Genomic DNA, 16408 nt, shown 5'->3' on the forward strand with positions numbered 1-16408 from the left:
ACTTGTGTAGATACCAATGCGCCGAAGAGAGTGAACTGATCGTGCCGCTCGGACACTGGGTGCTGCGTTCCTCATGCCTTGAGGCTGGCCGATGGAGCGACGACATTCGGCTCGCCGTCAATCTGTCCCCGGTGCAATTGCGAGATCGAAACCTCGTCAAATCAGTTGTTGCGGCGTTGGAGGTGTCCGGATTACCTGCCAACCGACTTGAACTCGAGATTACCGAAACGGCACTCATTTCGAGTACCGAACTCTCCATCGGAATGTTGCACCAGCTTCGCGAGATGGGTGTCGAAATTGCGATGGACGACTTTGGCACCGGCTACTCCTCGATCAACTACTTACGTCGCTTCCCCTTCGACAAAATCAAAATCGACCGCTCGTTCGTTTCGGGATCTGATCGCGATGAGGAGTCTTCTGCGATCGTACGCATGATCGCGTCGCTCGGCATGACGCTCGGTGTGAAGACGACTGCCGAAGGTGTCGAAACGGAGGATGAAATGAAGTCCGTTCGTCGCGCAGGCTGCACGGAGATGCAAGGCTACCTCTTGAGCCGTCCTGTCCCCGCGGGCGAGATCGGACAAATACTCGGCAATCACTCGACGATCATGGCGACTCGGTAAAAGGTCATGTCTTGATGTACCAACGCATTCTCTACACCAGCCGGGCGACTGACCAAGTCAGCATTCGCAGCGTCTACGACATCATCCGGACCGCACACAACCGCAATAGTGAGTTTGGCGTGACGGGTGGGCTGTTGTTCCTCGACGGCTACTTCATTCAGATGCTCGAAGGAACACCCTACGCGGTCCAAACCCGATTTTCGCGAATCGTTCGAGACCCACGTCACGACCAACTCACAATTCGGTTAAACGAAAAGACACCCGAACTGATGTTCCCATCGGATTGGATGGCCCTTCGCTCGAAACCTGAAATCGCCGTCGATGTTTTCATCGAACATCGATACCAACCAGGGCTACCGAGTGATCAGTTTAGCGGTGAAGAAATCAAAGCCTTCATGGCTAGCTGTTTTTTCGAACCGGCAGTGGTGTAGCGCGTCCGATGTTCCCGGCCCGAAATGCTTCTGCCAACTGAGCCGGCACTTCGGCTTGTGCGGATACGAACGCCGCCCTGTTCTCGGTAACGAGCGCCTTCATCTGTTGCTCCAACGCCGCCGCTTCGGCGCGTCGGCCTTCCGCTTTCGCCCGCGCGATCCGCATGTCAGCATCGGCCTGATCCATCTGCAACCGGGCACCGATATTTTTACCTACATCGATGTCGTAGATGTCGATCGACACGATCTCAAAGGCGGTGTTGGCATCGAGCCCTCCGGAGATCGCACCTTTCGAAATTCTCGATGGCATCTCCAAGACATCCATGTGCGATTCGGCGGATCCGATCGCCGTGATGATGCCTTGTCCGACGCGTGCAACGATCGTCTCTTCGGTCGCACCGCCGATCAATTGGTCCAGGTTCGTTCGCACCGTCACCCGCGCACCGACGAGGAGTTCGACGCCATTTTTAGCGACCGCGCTGAGCGTTGCCTGCCCGTTTTTACCAGAGGGACAATGAATCACTTTGGGCGAAACACTGGTCTGGACGGCGAGCAAGACATCCCGCCCGGCAAGGTCAATCGCTGCGGCGCGATCGAAATCCAAATCGATTCGCGCCCGATGGGCCGCAATCTGTGCCTGGACGACGTTCATCACATCCCCACCCGCGAGATAATGCGCCTGCAACCGATTGGTGCTCATGCCGGTCTTTCGATCGATCGACAACCCCGCCTGCTTTGCCATGATCTTGGCGGTGACGATCAATCGATGCTCGATCTTGAGAAAGCTCATCACGATCAGGCTTTTCATCGTCACGTCGGCTCCCGACATAAAAGCCTGGAACCAAAACGATCCCCATCGCGCGAAAACGCTGATCACCACCACGGCGATAACGCCCGCAACAAAAACCCCAGCCAGCGCTAGCTGTCCAAGACTGGGATACTCCAACGCCAAGAAACATTGCGTCACGGTTGTCTCCTAAAAGACAATAGCAGACCACCACCTGATTCGCCGGAAGAACCATCGCTCCCGACGCAATCGACTTACGCCCGTGAACACATTGTCTTCATAGACAAGAATTCGCCGTTCGAACGTAATCCCGAACTAGCCCGGCCCGAGCCCAACCGCTCGACGCCACGCACTCAACTGGCCCATGTGAAGCATCGCGTGTCCGCCTAAATAAAACGCATGAGCAGCCCCTATCGTAGCAAACTTTGGCCGCATGCGTTCGTTAGGGTTTTCGCCGGCAAACACGGCATCATCACATGTCATCAAGACTTCGATGGCAACTTCGTGGGCCTTAAAAAATTTACTCGTGATCTCATCCATCGACGGGTAAAGCGTCCCGTCGGGATCATCCAAGCACTTTGCCGACGGTGAGAAGAGTGCCTCGAACTTACTCGAGGGAGTGATCGCGGACGCGTCGCCGCCGACTTCCGAAACCACTCGACAGGGATACAAACTCAAGTGCCCGAAAATGAAAGCGGGATGGTTCGACTCGATGACTTGCCCCCCCGCCTCTGCGAAACGTGCAAATTGCGAGGGGGGAATGTCTTTCAACATCCGCTCCGCGTACGCCACACTCATTCGGGCCGAAGCCGCAATGATTGATCCAATCATTCTTGCTCTCTTTTGCTTTTCTCAAATGGAACTTTTTTCACAACAGCCGAAAGTGAAGCACAAAACACGGGAGCCTTCAATCACCACTCGATCCAAGCGATTGACCCGATCTTCAGCCCGCCGAAGGCACATGCTACGCTGTTTCTCATGACTAATGTGCAACAAATACTTCAAACCGCCATCGCCGCTTCTCACACCGGAGGCGCTATCTTGCGTCGCTATTTCGAGGAAGGCGTCATTATGCGAGATAAATCGCAAGACGGCGGCAAATCGTACGACCTGGTAAGCGATGCCGATGAACAGAGCGAGGCGGCGATCGCGACATTGATCCGCGACGCCTACCCAACCCACGAACTGCTAGGCGAAGAATCGCTGCAGGGCGGCGACGTGGACTCCGACCATCTCTGGATCATCGATCCACTCGACGGCACCAACAATTTCGCCCACCGGATCGAGCATTTCGCCGTTTCGATCGGATACTACGAAAACGGCCAAGCGGCGGCAGGTGCGATTTACAATCCGGTTCACGACGACCTCTTTACCGCAGTGCGAGGCGAAGGTGCGTTTCGAAACGGCAAACAGGTCCACGTCAGCGATGCCGATACCCTCGGACGATCCATGATCGGTTGTGGGTTCTATTACGATCGCGGTGCGATGATGAAAGCCACCCTGGCGGCGATCGAAGATTGCTTCTCACACCATATTCATGGGATCCGAAGATTCGGAACCGCATCGCTCGACCTGTGCATGGTGGGCTGCGGGAAACTCGAAGGATTCTTCGAATACAACCTGTCCCCCTGGGACTTCGCGGCCGGATCGTTGTTTGTCACCGAAGCCGGCGGCAAAATCACCGACGCTCGCGGGGGCGAATTGCCGATCGGGAGCTCGAGTGTGGTCGCCACCAACGGTCATCTGCACAACGCATTGACCGAAATCACCCGCCGCCATCATCCCTAAGCCGAACCGGCCCGGAAAACGCGTGAAACACGCCAGAGAAAACATCTTTCGGTAAAAGTCCGATTTTCTCTAAAGTCCGAGAGGTAAACCCAACCGTGACGTCCCTCTCGTCGGTATCCGCTTCGTGCTCACCTCCCCTCCCCACAACCACGTTCGCTGCCTGCCGGTGCGTTCGCCCGCCCGGCGAATCATCAGCATATGCCTGACGATGCTCGTGTTGGCGGTCTCGACGAGCACGCTCCAGGCACAAGAAACCGACGCGGATTCGCCTTCTGAAAACGTCTCCTCCGAAGACGCCCGTTTGCCGATTCGCGTGGGCGCCGGTGATCGCCTCGAGCCGCTCGAAACACCCAAATCCGACCGCGATCCACTCGATTTCATCAACGGCGGCCCCGACAACTGGACCAGCCCCGAGGGAATGTCCGGCAGCCTGCAGATCATGCTGCTGCTCACGGTTCTCTCGCTGGCTCCGGCAATTTTGCTGATGACGACGTGTTATGTCCGCATCATCATCGTGCTCGGTCTGCTGCGGCAAGCGATCGGCTTGCAGTCGCTGCCACCGAGCCAAGTGATGACGAGCGTCGCGTTGTTCATGACTTTATTCGTCATGACGCCGGTGTGGACGCGAGTCTACGACGACGCCATCGAACCGTACACCAATCCCGAAATCGAGATGTCGCTCGAGGAAGCCTATGAAGCCGGCTCGATACCCGTTCGCGAATTCATGTCGCGGCAGATCGACGTTGCGGGAAATCACGACGACGTGCATTTGTTCTACAGCTACATGGACGCCGACGCGCCGCTGCCGAGCACGTTTTCCGAAGTTCCGATGCGTGTGCTCCTACCCGCCTTCATCCTCAGCGAATTGAAGACCGCGTTCTTAATGGGTTTTCAAATTTACCTGCCATTCTTGATCGTTGATTTGGTCGTCGCCAGTGTCACGATTTCGATGGGCATGTTGATGTTGCCACCCGCCGTCATTTCATTGCCATTCAAACTGTTGTTGTTCGTCCTCGTCGACGGATGGCGACTCGTCGTCGAGATGCTCATGAATAGCTTCGGAACGGTCTGACGACCGACATTGGTTAATAAAAGACTCCTGTCCCTAATAACTTATACACTCAGCCTGTCAGATGCTCGAACCTTCCTCTGCTGTTGATCTCATCCGCGAATCGTTGATCGTGGCGGTGATCTTGGCCACACCGATGTTGCTCGTCGGCATGGCGGCGGGGCTCGCGATCGGCCTGATTCAAGCGCTCACGCAAATCCAAGATCAAACGGTCTCCTTCGTCCCTAAAATTCTTGCGATGGCAGCCGTATTGATTGTCTGCATGCCCTGGTTGATGACCCGCATGCTGGAATTCACCCGATCCGTCTTCGAAAACGCTGGCGGCCTGTGACATGCAGCCTTTCGTTGATTGGCTTATGGAACACCTCGTCGTCGGCGTTCTCGTCTTAACAAGACTGGGCATGCTGTTGATGGCGATGCCTGCCATCGGGGTCGGCGTCCCGAAGCGGGTCAAGGCATTGCTCGCACTCATCATGACAGCCCTCTTGTTGCCGACGCTCGCGGATCGTCCCTCCATGCAAAGCCTCCCGGAGATCGACCACTTGGCTACCCTCGCCATCGCGATCGCCCGCGAAGCGTTGGTCGGAATGTTGATCGGAGCCACAGTCCAAATCGTCATTACCGGAATCCAACTCGCCGGCGAAGCGATCACCAGCACCGGCGGCATGCAACTCGGCGATTCGATCGACCCGACGACTCAGAGCAGCATGCCGGCACTGGCGCGAATGGTCGGCATGCTCGTCACCGCCGTGATGCTGCTCGGCGGCGGACACCGCGTCGTACTCGGACTGCTGGTCGAAAGCTTCGATCATGTCCCGCCGGGCAATGTGGTCTTTCACAATTCCATGATGCAAGCGGTCATCGACTGCATGAGCGGGGCCCTCGCCTCGGGTGTTCGCGTCTCCGCCCCCGTCGTCGCGGCGCTCCTGCTAAGCAATTTGGTAACCGGCCTGATCAGTCGCACGATGCCGCAAATCAACGTGCTTGCGATCGGACTCAGCGTCAACTCATTGGCATTGCTCGTCGTCACATCGCTGACCATCGGCTCCGTCGCCTGGATCTTCCAAGACGACCTCGCTGCGAACGTCGAGCGACTCTCCATGATCTGGACTCGAGGCGATTAAACCATGTCTGATGGAGACAAAAAACACTTTGCAACCGAGCGGAAGCGGAGGCAAGCACGTGAGAAAGGCGATGTTCCCAAAAGCCAAGATCTCACCTCGGCATCACTTCTGCTCGCCGCTCTCGGTGCGATGTACGTCGCCGGCGGAAAAACCTGCGCGATCATGGCGGGCGGTATCGAATCGGCCCTCTCCAATTCACGGCTGATCGCCTACACGCCCCAAGAAGCCTCCAGCGAATTATTGCGACTGAGCACCCGACTCGCGATCGCAACAGCACCCATTCTCTTGCTAATGTTCGCCGGTGCCATCGCCATCAACGTCACACAAGCAGGCCTGATTCTGTCACCTGAAAAGTTGATGCCCAAACTCAGCAACATCAGCCCGCTATCAGGTGCGAAACGCATTCTCTCCGTTCGCGGGTTGATGCGATTGCTGTTTGGCATGGTCAAAGTCGGATTGATCGGCACCGTCGCCTATTATGCACTCCGCTCACACAGAGACAGCGTCGTGGCGATGGCCTCGATGTCAGTCCCGCAAATCGCATCGACCATGTTCCATACGCTGCTCGGTGTGTGCCTGTGGATCGGTTCCGGATTGTTCATTCTTGCCCTCTTGGAGTGGGCGTTCCAGAAATGGAAGAGCGAGCAAGACATGATGATGACCGATCAAGAACTGCGCGACGAAATGAAGGACACCGAAGGCGATCCGCAGGTCGCGGCCCGTCGTCGACAAGTCGCCCGACAATTGGCGATGAATCGAGCCAGCAACGACGTTCCCACCGCAGACGTGGTTGTCAGCAACCCCACCGAACTCGCCATCGCGATCAAATACGATCCCAAAACAATGCCTGCCCCCATTGTGGTCGCGAAAGGTGCCGGTCTCATCGCTCAAAAAATTCGACGCGTCGCACTCGAACACAGCATCCCGGTGGTCGAACGCAAACCGCTCGCTCAGTTTCTCTACAAGAACGTGGAGGTCGGCCAGGAAATCCCCGCCGATCAATACCAGGCGGTTGCCGAAGTGCTCCGCTACGTCTACCAGCTCCAGGGTCGCCAAATCCCTCAAGCCGCTTAACGCAGGTAGCGGCATTTTGACGCTCAGCGGTCTGCTCATCGCGCCGTGGCGCCTGCCCTCGTCGCTGCACCAATAGCGAAATTGCCAGCAATTTCGCCGCTTGAGTCGCTGGCGAACCCACCAAATCAAGCCAATACCGCGGCCCGCCTCACCAAGTTTGATCCCCCTTATCAATCTGCGAGCACGACAAAGATGATATTTGTCGTACAATACCACCACAGAACGTACTGCGGGTCGCCGGGACAGTCCCGTCGAAGACTTCCAGCACGCTTCGTGTCATAAACGGGATGCTGTTGGCCTACGAGCCTCGCGATTGAGTTCCCGTTCTTCACCAGACGCGACCAACGGAGCGAAACCATGAAATTCAGCATCGCGATCGTATTCTGTCTAGCCATCGCGGAATGGGCATCCGCTCAGACACACGGAATCATCGACAACTCCGACAGCCCGTACGTCCAACACCGTGGCATTAACATCGGCGATTGCAGATGGACCGATGGATTTTGGGGGGACAAATTCCGGCTCTGTGAAAGCGTCATGGTTCCACACATGGGCGAGATCCTCAAAGGCGACATCGGTCACGCTTACAACAACTTTCGAATCGCAGCCGGATTAAAGAAAGGTCGACACCAAGGCTTCGCTTGGCACGACGGCGACTTCTACAAGTGGATCGAAGCAGCCACTTATCTTTACGCGATCAATCATGACGAAAGCACACTGACGGAGCTTGACGAATTGATCGCCATCATCGCTCAAGCCCAGGAGCCCGATGGCTACCTACATACCAAGATCCAGATCGAGAACATCCCGCATTTCTCCAACCGTCGACATCACGAGATGTACAACTGCGGTCATCTCTACACGAGTGCTTGCATTCATCATCGCGTCACCGGCAAAACCAATCTACTCAATATCGCAATCAAGAACGCAGACCTCCTTGTCAGCTTGTTTCAATCACGTCCCACCCAATTGTCCCGTTTCGGTTTTAATCAAACCCAGATCATGGGTCTCGTCGAACTCTACCGGACCACCGGTGACAAACGTTATCTCAACGTCGCTCAGGTTTTCATCAACAACCGTGGAAAATTCCGCGACAAAGATGACCCGAGTGTGACGGGAGAATCCACCGGCGACATGGTCCAAGAACGTGTCGCCCTACGCAAAGAAACCGAAGCCGTCGGACACGCCGTGCTGGCACTTTACTTCTATGCAGGGGCAGCCGACGTTTATGCCGAAACCGGCGAACAAGCGTTGATCGACGCACTGGACCGACTTTGGGAAAACGTCGTCGACAAAAAGATGTACGTAACCGGTGCCGTCGGCCAAGCTCACCACGGTGTATCGAGTCGACATGACAAGATCTCAGAGGGATTTCTCAATGAATACGTCATGCCCAATCTGACCGCCTACAACGAAACCTGCGCGAACATCTGCAACGCCATGTTCAGCTATCGGATGTTGGGAATCAAAGGTGAATCCAAATACGCCGATGTCATCGAACGCGTGTTGTTTAACAGTTGCCTATCGGGCATCAGCACAGACGGTACGCATTACTTCTACACCAATCCACTTCGCAAAATTAACGGCGTTCTAGACTACTCGACGATGAACACGGAATTTGCGCAGCGACAGCCCTATCTCGAATGTTTCTGCTGTCCACCCAACCTTGTGCGAACGATCGCCAAGTCTTCGGGATGGGCCTACAGCCTGACCAACGACGGGATCGCGGTGAACTTATACGGAGCCAACTCCCTGTCAACAAAGCTGCGGGACGGATCACCTATCCAACTGAAACAAGAGACACAGTATCCATGGGACGGACACGTCAAGATCACCATCGAATCGTGTAAGAATCAACCTTTCGAAATGAAGTTTCGGATTCCCGAGTGGGCAGACGGTTCCAAGCTCACTCTCAATGGCAACTCTGCGGACGTGGACACAGCGGCAGGATCGTTTGCAACGATTCGCGGGACGTGGAGTCCCGGCGATGTGATCGAACTCGAGCTGCCAATGAAAATCAAACTTCTCGAAGGGAACCCACGGATTGAAGAACTCCGAAACCAAGTCGCGGTTTCTCGCGGCCCGGTCGTTTACTGCATCGAGTCGCCAGACATCCCGCCGGGCACCGGTATCTTGGACGTGTACCTGCCGTCCAATGCAGAACTCATCCCCCGATTCAATCCTCATATACTTGGTGGCGTGACAACGATATCCGGCGACATCGCGATCCGGTCGGAACGTTCACAGCGCATGTACCAAGCGATCGATCGGCCACAATGGAACACCTCGCGTGCCCAATTCATTCCCTACTTCGCCTGGAATAACCGCGGCGACGGTGAGATGACGGTCTTCCTCCCCGTCATCTGGAAATGACGTGTCGAAGCCGCCCGATCCAAGCCACCTAAACCCTTCGCCTTAAAGCACTTATCCGGTGAAACGGAACTTCGCTTCTGTTAAAACGGACGCCTGCGCACTCAGCCCCGAAAAGTTGCGTATCAAACTCGCACGTTGCTAAAGAAATTCGCAGACGTGACGCCGTTTGGCACCGCGAGTCGGCGCCCAAAATTTTCGAAACGGCGTTTCTGCCGTGAAATTATGTGATAGCTAGAAAACCGATAGGGCAACGACGCCTCCGGTACAACCTTTGCTTCTATTTAGAGAAACGCGTTCACTGCCTAAATTTCTGGCAATGCGACCAACTATTCGCTCGAACCTTCTCTATCGATGCTATCCGATGAAAATTCGCGCAAAACGATTGCCGGGTGAGGGTCGTTCTCGACTTTCGTGGTTCCGCGTTCATCCAGGCGTTCCGCTGGACGTCACGTTTCAATTGATGAGCACGAATCGGTCATCGGTCAACTGGGTGGGACATGAACCGAGGTTCCGCATCTTCAGCCAATTCGTGGATCAACTCGTGGTGCTGGAGATTACCGATCCTCAGCGATGCGAGTTCAAACTCGGTGGCGTTTGGCGATTGCGATTAACGGCAGAGGAAACTGAATCATTGCCTCGCGGAGGTATGCGATTCACCTTAGAGCATCGCGCGCACGATGGAGACTATGTTCTGGGGCTGTTGGGTACCGTCAGTTGCTGTGAAACCACAATCAACAGCAACCACAATCGCATCTCAAGTTTGCTTCCCCGGTGATCTCACGGCAATTCGAATTGATGAATGCCTCTTAATCAAACACCGTCAAAGATCGACCCCATCAACCGGCCTCAGGTCGTTCTCGTTACGGGAGCTTCGGTCGGCTTGGGCCTCGCGATTGCCCGACGTCTTGTTCAAGAGCAGCAAAAAAATGCTCTGCACATCGTTTTAACCGCTCGAAACTCATCCCTGGTCCGTTTTCGAGAAAGCGGTATCGAAGAGCGCGATGGCCTTTGGATTCGCGCCCTCGACATCACGGACGCCCAACAACGACACGCCGTCGTGGATGAAATCGAATCGAAGCTCGGTGGCGTCGACATCTTAGTCAACAACGCCGGAGTGGCCTATCGATCCTGCGTCGAACATGTCACTGAACCAGAACGGTTGCATCAGATGAACATCAACTTCCGATCACCCGTTGAACTGACACGCTGCGTCTTACCCGGCATGCGAGCACGACGATCAGGAAAGATCATAAACATCTCGTCCGTCGGAGGCATGATGGCGATGCCCACGATGTCGGTCTATTCGGCATCGAAGTTTGCTCTCGAGGGAGTCAGTGAGGCACTGTACTACGAAATGAAACCTTGGAACGTGTCAGTCACGCTCATTCAACCCGGATTCATGCGATCGGATGCCTTTGAAAAGGTCCCTTACACAGTCAAAAGTGCCGCGGCCTCGTCCGATAGCAACGATCCCTACCACGAGCATTACTTGCACATGCAGCGTTTCATCGAGAAGACGATGCATCGCGCTCCGGCCACCCCCGATTCCGTCGCCGCCAAAGTCATCAAGGTGATCCGCCAAAAATCCCCACCACTGCGCGTCTACGGCAGCATTGATGCGCTCCTCTTCTCGTTGCTCCGCCGCCTCTTACCAAGGCGTTTCTATAATTGGTTTCTGTATCGAAACCTGCCGCGTATCCGTGAATGGGGAGTGCGCTAACGAAGGCCGTTGTGAACACACGAGATTCCAACGCCCACACCACCCGCCCCGTCATGCAACCAGCCCATCTCGATTTCAGCGGAGCAAATAAGTGTCCACACGAATCGAACAACCACGTAGGCAGGAATCATCGGGCGCAATCCTATTGCCGTTTGGGCATTCTTAGTTGTGCCTCGATTCTTAGCAGGACAGCGCCACTGTTCACGTAGCTCGGTCTCCCCAGACCGAGAATTCCGGGCAGTACCCGCTTTCGGAGTCTCGGACAGGCTGTGAAGTTATTAGTGTGGCCGTTCGCTCCGCGAACGAGCGTTCCCGTAAGCTTCGTTTGCACGGAGACATTGATTGTTTTAGTGTTCTTCTCAGCGGAACAACGAGAACCATCCGGTCCCAACTCAGGTTGGAATGCTGAGAAAGAACTACGAGAGTAATGAAAAGCGGTACGATATCGATCCATCGACAACAATTGCTTCGCGACCTTATCTGGTGTGTTAACAGCCCCAGTTTGATCACTCCCGCTGCAACGACGAAACCAATTACCGCTGACGAAATCGATGAGGAACATCTCGCGTCATTCTTCCTCGACCAAGTCCCCCGCAAAGTCGGGCATTATTTCGAACGCCTCGTGCTCTACTGGCTGACTCATGTTCGACGCGTTGAGTTGATCGCCAACACGCTCCAAATCCGGTCCGAGAATCGAACCCTAGGTGAAATCGATTTTCTCTATCGCGATGAACAGGGGCAGCTTACCCATCTCGAAGTCGCGGTGAAGTTTTACCTCTACCAGCCCGATCGCGTTGTCCATGACAGCCATTTTATCGGCCCCAACGTTCGAGACACGTTTGAGCGGAAAATGCATCGACTCTTCGAGCATCAATTGCCGCTCAGCCATAGACACTTCCCCGACGTCAAAGTTCGTCACGCCTTCGTAAAAGGACGCATCTTTTACGACGCCGACCTGCCGGCACCCGTTCATCTCCCCGCCAAAATGTCACCCGATCATTTGCGAGGAAGCATCCTTCGGCTGCAATCGTTGGATTCACTAGAAAAAACACCGCGTGCCTTCTATCGCGTGCTCGAAAAACCGTTCTGGCTATCGGATGATATTGGCGATTCCAACCTACAACCTCTGCAAGACGCATCGCAAATAAAATCGTACATCACGCGTCGCATGAGCGTACATCACTCGCCTGTCCTATTCAGCGAGCTCAATCAGCGGGGTGATTCGTTTACTGAATCCAACCGCCTCTTCATCGTGCCCGACGACTGGCCTGCCGACGCGACCTAATCCCTTTCGTTCTCAATCAGAACGCTGGGCATTCCAACTCCGTTCAGACCCTTTTCTCCAGCGGCGCGGTGTGGTGATACAGATTCTGCTTCGCCGGATCAAACAGTCCTACGTGATTGAATGGTTCGAGTTGTTCGCGAATCCAAGCGATGCAGGCAACCGTTTCGAGCGAAGAAAGTACTCCGAGTGAGTGCTTTCGACGGAGTTCAAAAACCCGCTCGGAAACACGCGCAACGCAAGCAACAAGATCGGCGGCATCGACGCTTAAGAAACCGTTGCCACCTTCTCGTTCGGCGGCTGTCACGACGACGAAGTAGGTCATCGTCGCCGCCACATAAAGCGGAAAATCGAAACTCGCTGCGTAGCAAGTTGAAACGAGCCGATCGATCCACAAGATTTCGGCTCGCACTTGACTTCCGTACGCGTGCAGACTTTCTGGCGAGGGAAACACGTCGGGACTATCACATTCCGAAAACATCGCGGCAATTTTTTCTACCGCCGCCAACGTTTGAGCAATCCCCGTGCTGTGCAGCGGATCAACAAAGCCGACCGCTGATGGAAGACTCAACCATCGATCCGCCGCTGCGGGCTCTCGCAGAAACTGAAGCCGTTTCTTTTCCTGAAGGCGGGCAGGTGCAATCAACTCAGCCCCCGCGAACTGTCTGCTCAACGTCGGATACTTTTGCACGGTTCGCCGCCACCGTTCTTCCACATCCACTCGATCGTCATCAGCGAAACCAACGTCAGCTCGATTGAAAACGATACCGCAACTCGTGACCCCGTTGTCAAAACCGAGCTGCCAAATCCAGCCCTCATCGATCAGGTGATGAACCGCAGCATGGTGACAGACATACGGGTGCGGACTAATATCGCCACCGAGTTCGACAACGAGATCATTCCAATCTCGCAAACCAGAAAAATGCCCAAAGATCGCTCCCGTGTTGCTTGCCAATAACTCCGTGACATCGTTTTGTTTGGTCACTTTCGACAGAGCCGTGGACGCCCCACTCGCGTCAATGATAAATCGACTCGTCAGTTCCACTGCGGTGCGATCTCCTGCCAAGCCAACGGCAGCGGGGCAAACGCCTCGCACTCGCCATCTTCCGCCAGAAATGATTTCGTCGATGTCGAAGTTTTCGATCATCGTCACATTTTCGCGGCTCATGTGCCGGGCGATATAGTGGTCCACCGACGAGCGAAGCCAGTGCGTATCGGAAACCGAATCATCCGTGCTCGCCGAAACGAGCAGTTCCGTCGAATGATCCTGTCGCGGCTGAAATTCTTGATCCGCAGTGTGGTGAAAATAGCTAAATCCTCGCTTCAGCCCCACCGTCACTTCTCCGGCGAGATTCTGTGCGGTGCCATAGGCACTCAGCGGCTTAAGCCAATCCAAACCGTACTCCGTTGCGATCCGTTTGAGAGTCCGATCGGCCAACGGTGTCGAAGACTCACCGATCGCGAACCGCGGATGCTCATTTTTGTCGACGACGCAAACGCGGTAACCAAGCTTCCGAAGCAGAATCCCGGTAAGGCAACCGCCAAAGCCGGAACCGATAATCAGAACATCCGAGTCAAACTCCATCAATTGATCTCTGCGGCACAGCGACGACATTGAATCGATGGCATAACCGTTTGCGTCAAATTCATCTTCGCAAGACGTGCGATCCGATCCGAAACACATTCATCACACCAAGAAAAGGACTGGGCGTCCCATAAATCAGCAAACACACGATGGTTTGGCTCACGGCCGAGCGATTCTTCCAAAACGCGTTCGAGCGAATCCAGCCGGGGCGGCGAATAGTCGCCTCGCTCCTCCAAGTATTCCACCGCACCATTGCCCGGTCGGGTTGGAATCACAGCAACGCACGAAACACCACAATCGACGGCAAAGTCGACCGACTTCACCGCCCATTCGATTCCTTCATCTTCATTCAAAAACGGCGGTTTGAGCAAAACGAATGCTCGCGCGGAAATTCCGTGCTCACACAGATAGCTCGATGCGTCTCGAAAATCCTCCAAAGTCATCTGTTTGTTCAAACGAGGTAACACCTCGGGGTGAACTGTCTCCAGCCCCATCGCAACTTCCAAGTTCCCCTTCAATAGGCTTGCGAACTCCGTGCATTGAGAATTACAGAGTTTCGGATGGTTTTCGACGACGACGGTTTCAAAAGGGTCACACAAACCAGCGATCTCGCGCCGATCCTCCTCCGGTATCGCTTTGACGTCGAAAAAATTACCGCTGTTGTAGAGCTTGAGAACACGAGCCCGAGGAAGTCTTTCGAGAGCGAATCGTATCTGTTGTGCGATTTGCCCGGTCTTCACTGAGTCGTCTAACGTGTTCTTCCAAAGATCACACATCAAGCATCGATACGGACACTCGCGGTTGGTTAGAAAAATGGTAGCCACATCAACCACCTCACCGCGCGCCGTCACTTCCGGTTCCACCAAAAATTCGTACGGCTTCGTTGGTGACACCGCATTCTTTGGACCGCGAAGTCGCAGAATGTCCGACGTGGCCAATGTCGCAATCATAAGGACATCATTCGTTCTGGACTTTCGAGCGGGTAGATGCGGTAGCAGCAACAACAAACGGCAGGCAAAATTCGTCCTAGCCGAATCGACGGTCGATTAACTGCTAAAAATTTCAGCAAACGCTTGCCGATACGCCATGGGTGATTCCGGAAACGTCGCCGAAAAATCAGCGTCGGATGCAGCACCACGTTGGAAACGCCGTTTTTCAAACACCGGCATCGCCATGCCGGTGACCGCCTTCACACCGGCCCGTGTGACATCACCTTTGAGGGCATAAAGTTTTTCGTGATCCCATTGGGTCAACTCGATGAAAGGTATCTTTTCGGCGACTTCGATAACGTTCGACGTCGCGAACGGACTAAACCCTTCAAACTGGAATTTAGCAGCAGTGGCATAAGTGCGAACATGTCCGCGACTTTGTCCTCCCGAATAGGTCTGAGAATGTTTGATTTTGTCCACACCCCATCCCTCGTGATAGAAAAATGGATTGTTCAAGACACTTCGAATGGTGAGTTCGGGATTGTCTTCGATGGGGTAGTCTCTCAAGTTTTCATCGCCACCATCCCCGTCCAACAAATACTTCCAGTCAGGATACCGTCGACGAACTTCCTTCAGTACCGCAATCCCCATCGTTGCCGCTTGGACATCCAACGGCTTGTAATCTTCAATGACCCGAATTGCTTCTTTGTAATCAAGACTCGAAGCCGAAACGTGAATCGGCTCGAGCAGGTAGTCGATGTCCAGGCTTTTCAAAAACTCAGATGCTTGTTGAAGATCTTCGCCGTACTCATTCACAGTCAACGTGAACGCCTTGAGTCGCTGCGCCGTTTGGCCACGCTTCAACAACGAATGATACGTCAACGTCAAAATCGCGCCGCTGTCGATTCCACCCGAAAACAAAACTCCGATCGGTGCATCCGCCGGCAACGAATCGATCCAGGAATCAATTTCGTTTGCGAGTGTGCCGATGTACGACTCGCCGATCGCGTCGACGTCAGCGGGTAATTCGTTCGGATAGTGATTGAGGAATCGCGTGTAAACCGGGTTGGGGTCAGGGCAACCGACAAGCGAGAGTTCCGTTATGTAGTGTGCAGGAACCATGCGTGTGTAGGATGGGTGGAATTGGTCGGCGAGCCCTTCCTTCTCCAAGTGTTCGCGAATTTCATCCATCCTCTCGGCGATGATCAATACCGGACCGGCGGCTTGTTTGGCTAAGAAATATCGCATCGGGCGACCGATCGAGCGAGCCAGCCGGACAATTCGCCCATTCTTGTGCACTAAGGCGAATTGCCCATCGATCTCGCGAACTTTGTCAGATTGTCCCGAACCAACTCTTTCCACCGCCTCCTCAACACTCATGTTGAAAATGACATTCACGTCGGGGTCTAACAAATTGACCAAACGCTCAACGGTGGCAAAGTTTTGCTCTAACATCGCAATCTCAGAAATTCGAAAATGGATTCATCGCTCTTAATGCGCATAAGAAATTGGCAGCAAGCCGTCCTCCATGCGAGCGGCGCCACATTCTGGCATGACGGCCGGGAACTAGCAACGTGCAACATGCGACGCGATTGACCGGCCTTCAAGCGTAGCCGATCAATG

At 54.5% G+C, this 16408-nt stretch carries 16 protein-coding genes; 11 read left to right on the forward strand and 5 right to left on the reverse strand.

Features of this window, described 5'->3' with window-relative positions:
* Window positions 1-2: 2 nt before the first annotated feature.
* Both NB063_RS04675 and NB063_RS04680 read left to right on the forward strand, forming a co-directional pair.
* On the forward strand, window positions 3-623 hold the full coding sequence (locus NB063_RS04675; RefSeq protein ID WP_261367216.1) for an EAL domain-containing protein: 621 nt from the start codon (window positions 3-5) through the stop codon (window positions 621-623).
* Between the two features lie 14 nt (window positions 624-637).
* A complete protein-coding gene (locus NB063_RS04680) occupies window positions 638-1054 on the forward strand; it encodes a BLUF domain-containing protein (RefSeq protein ID WP_250927588.1) in 417 nt (138 codons plus the stop codon).
* Here NB063_RS04680 and floA read toward each other — a convergent pair.
* Window positions 1023-2021 (reverse strand): flotillin-like protein FloA, encoded by a 999-nt coding sequence (gene floA, locus NB063_RS04685; protein WP_322975063.1) that lies wholly within the window; start codon window positions 2019-2021, stop codon window positions 1023-1025. The two genes, NB063_RS04680 and floA, sit on opposite strands and share 32 nt — an antisense overlap.
* 135 nt (window positions 2022-2156) lie before the next feature.
* Window positions 2157-2672, reverse strand: a complete 516-nt coding sequence (locus NB063_RS04690; protein WP_250927589.1) for a DinB family protein — start codon at window positions 2670-2672, stop codon at window positions 2157-2159.
* Window positions 2673-2819: 147 nt separating this feature from the next.
* Between NB063_RS04690 and NB063_RS04695 the strand changes: the two genes are divergently transcribed.
* The 9 genes from NB063_RS04695 to NB063_RS04735 all read left to right on the forward strand — a co-directional run bounded on the left by NB063_RS04695 (window position 2820) and on the right by NB063_RS04735 (window position 12274).
* Window positions 2820-3629: an inositol monophosphatase family protein gene (locus NB063_RS04695; protein WP_250927590.1), complete on the forward strand. Its 810-nt coding sequence runs from the start codon at window positions 2820-2822 to the stop codon at window positions 3627-3629.
* A gap of 208 nt (window positions 3630-3837) precedes the next feature.
* Window positions 3838-4701 carry a flagellar type III secretion system pore protein FliP gene (gene fliP / locus NB063_RS04700; RefSeq protein ID WP_250927669.1) on the forward strand — a complete coding sequence of 288 codons (864 nt, stop codon included), beginning with the start codon at window positions 3838-3840 and terminating at the stop codon, window positions 4699-4701.
* A gap of 61 nt (window positions 4702-4762) precedes the next feature.
* Complete coding sequence (gene fliQ / locus NB063_RS04705; protein ID WP_250927591.1) at window positions 4763-5029, forward strand: flagellar biosynthesis protein FliQ; 267 nt, start codon at window positions 4763-4765, stop codon at window positions 5027-5029.
* 1 nt (window position 5030) lies between these two features.
* Window positions 5031-5822 carry a flagellar biosynthetic protein FliR gene (locus NB063_RS04710; RefSeq protein ID WP_322975064.1) on the forward strand — a complete coding sequence of 264 codons (792 nt, stop codon included), beginning with the start codon at window positions 5031-5033 and terminating at the stop codon, window positions 5820-5822.
* Window positions 5823-5825: 3 nt separating this feature from the next.
* Complete coding sequence (locus NB063_RS04715; protein ID WP_250927593.1) at window positions 5826-6896, forward strand: EscU/YscU/HrcU family type III secretion system export apparatus switch protein; 1071 nt, start codon at window positions 5826-5828, stop codon at window positions 6894-6896.
* Window positions 6897-7253: 357 nt separating this feature from the next.
* Window positions 7254-9269 (forward strand): glycoside hydrolase family 127 protein, encoded by a 2016-nt coding sequence (locus NB063_RS04720; RefSeq protein ID WP_250927594.1) that lies wholly within the window; start codon window positions 7254-7256, stop codon window positions 9267-9269.
* A gap of 361 nt (window positions 9270-9630) precedes the next feature.
* The gene (locus NB063_RS04725; protein WP_250927595.1) at window positions 9631-10044 is read left to right on the forward strand and encodes a hypothetical protein; all 414 of its coding nucleotides are present in this window, start codon (window positions 9631-9633) and stop codon (window positions 10042-10044) included.
* A 24-nt stretch (window positions 10045-10068) separates the two neighbouring features.
* Complete coding sequence (locus NB063_RS04730) at window positions 10069-10989, forward strand: SDR family NAD(P)-dependent oxidoreductase (protein ID WP_250927596.1); 921 nt, start codon at window positions 10069-10071, stop codon at window positions 10987-10989.
* Between the two features lie 427 nt (window positions 10990-11416).
* A complete protein-coding gene (locus tag NB063_RS04735) occupies window positions 11417-12274 on the forward strand; it encodes a DUF1853 family protein (protein ID WP_250927597.1) in 858 nt (285 codons plus the stop codon).
* 43 nt (window positions 12275-12317) lie between these two features.
* Here NB063_RS04735 and NB063_RS04740 read toward each other — a convergent pair whose 3' ends face one another.
* The 3 genes from NB063_RS04740 to NB063_RS04750 form a co-directional block, all read right to left on the reverse strand.
* On the reverse strand, window positions 12318-13856 hold the full coding sequence (locus tag NB063_RS04740) for an NAD(P)/FAD-dependent oxidoreductase (RefSeq protein WP_250927598.1): 1539 nt from the start codon (window positions 13854-13856) through the stop codon (window positions 12318-12320).
* Complete coding sequence (locus NB063_RS04745; protein ID WP_250927599.1) at window positions 13856-14806, reverse strand: radical SAM protein; 951 nt, start codon at window positions 14804-14806, stop codon at window positions 13856-13858. The genes NB063_RS04740 and NB063_RS04745 overlap by 1 nt, the downstream gene beginning before the upstream one ends.
* 96 nt (window positions 14807-14902) lie before the next feature.
* Entirely contained in the window at window positions 14903-16240 is a 1338-nt protein-coding gene (locus NB063_RS04750) for an asparagine synthase-related protein (protein WP_250927600.1), read from the reverse strand.
* Window positions 16241-16408 lie beyond the last annotated feature (168 nt).

It is taken from the genome of Aporhodopirellula aestuarii, from assembly GCF_023701485.1.
GTDB lineage: Bacteria > Planctomycetota > Planctomycetia > Pirellulales > Pirellulaceae > Rhodopirellula > Rhodopirellula aestuarii.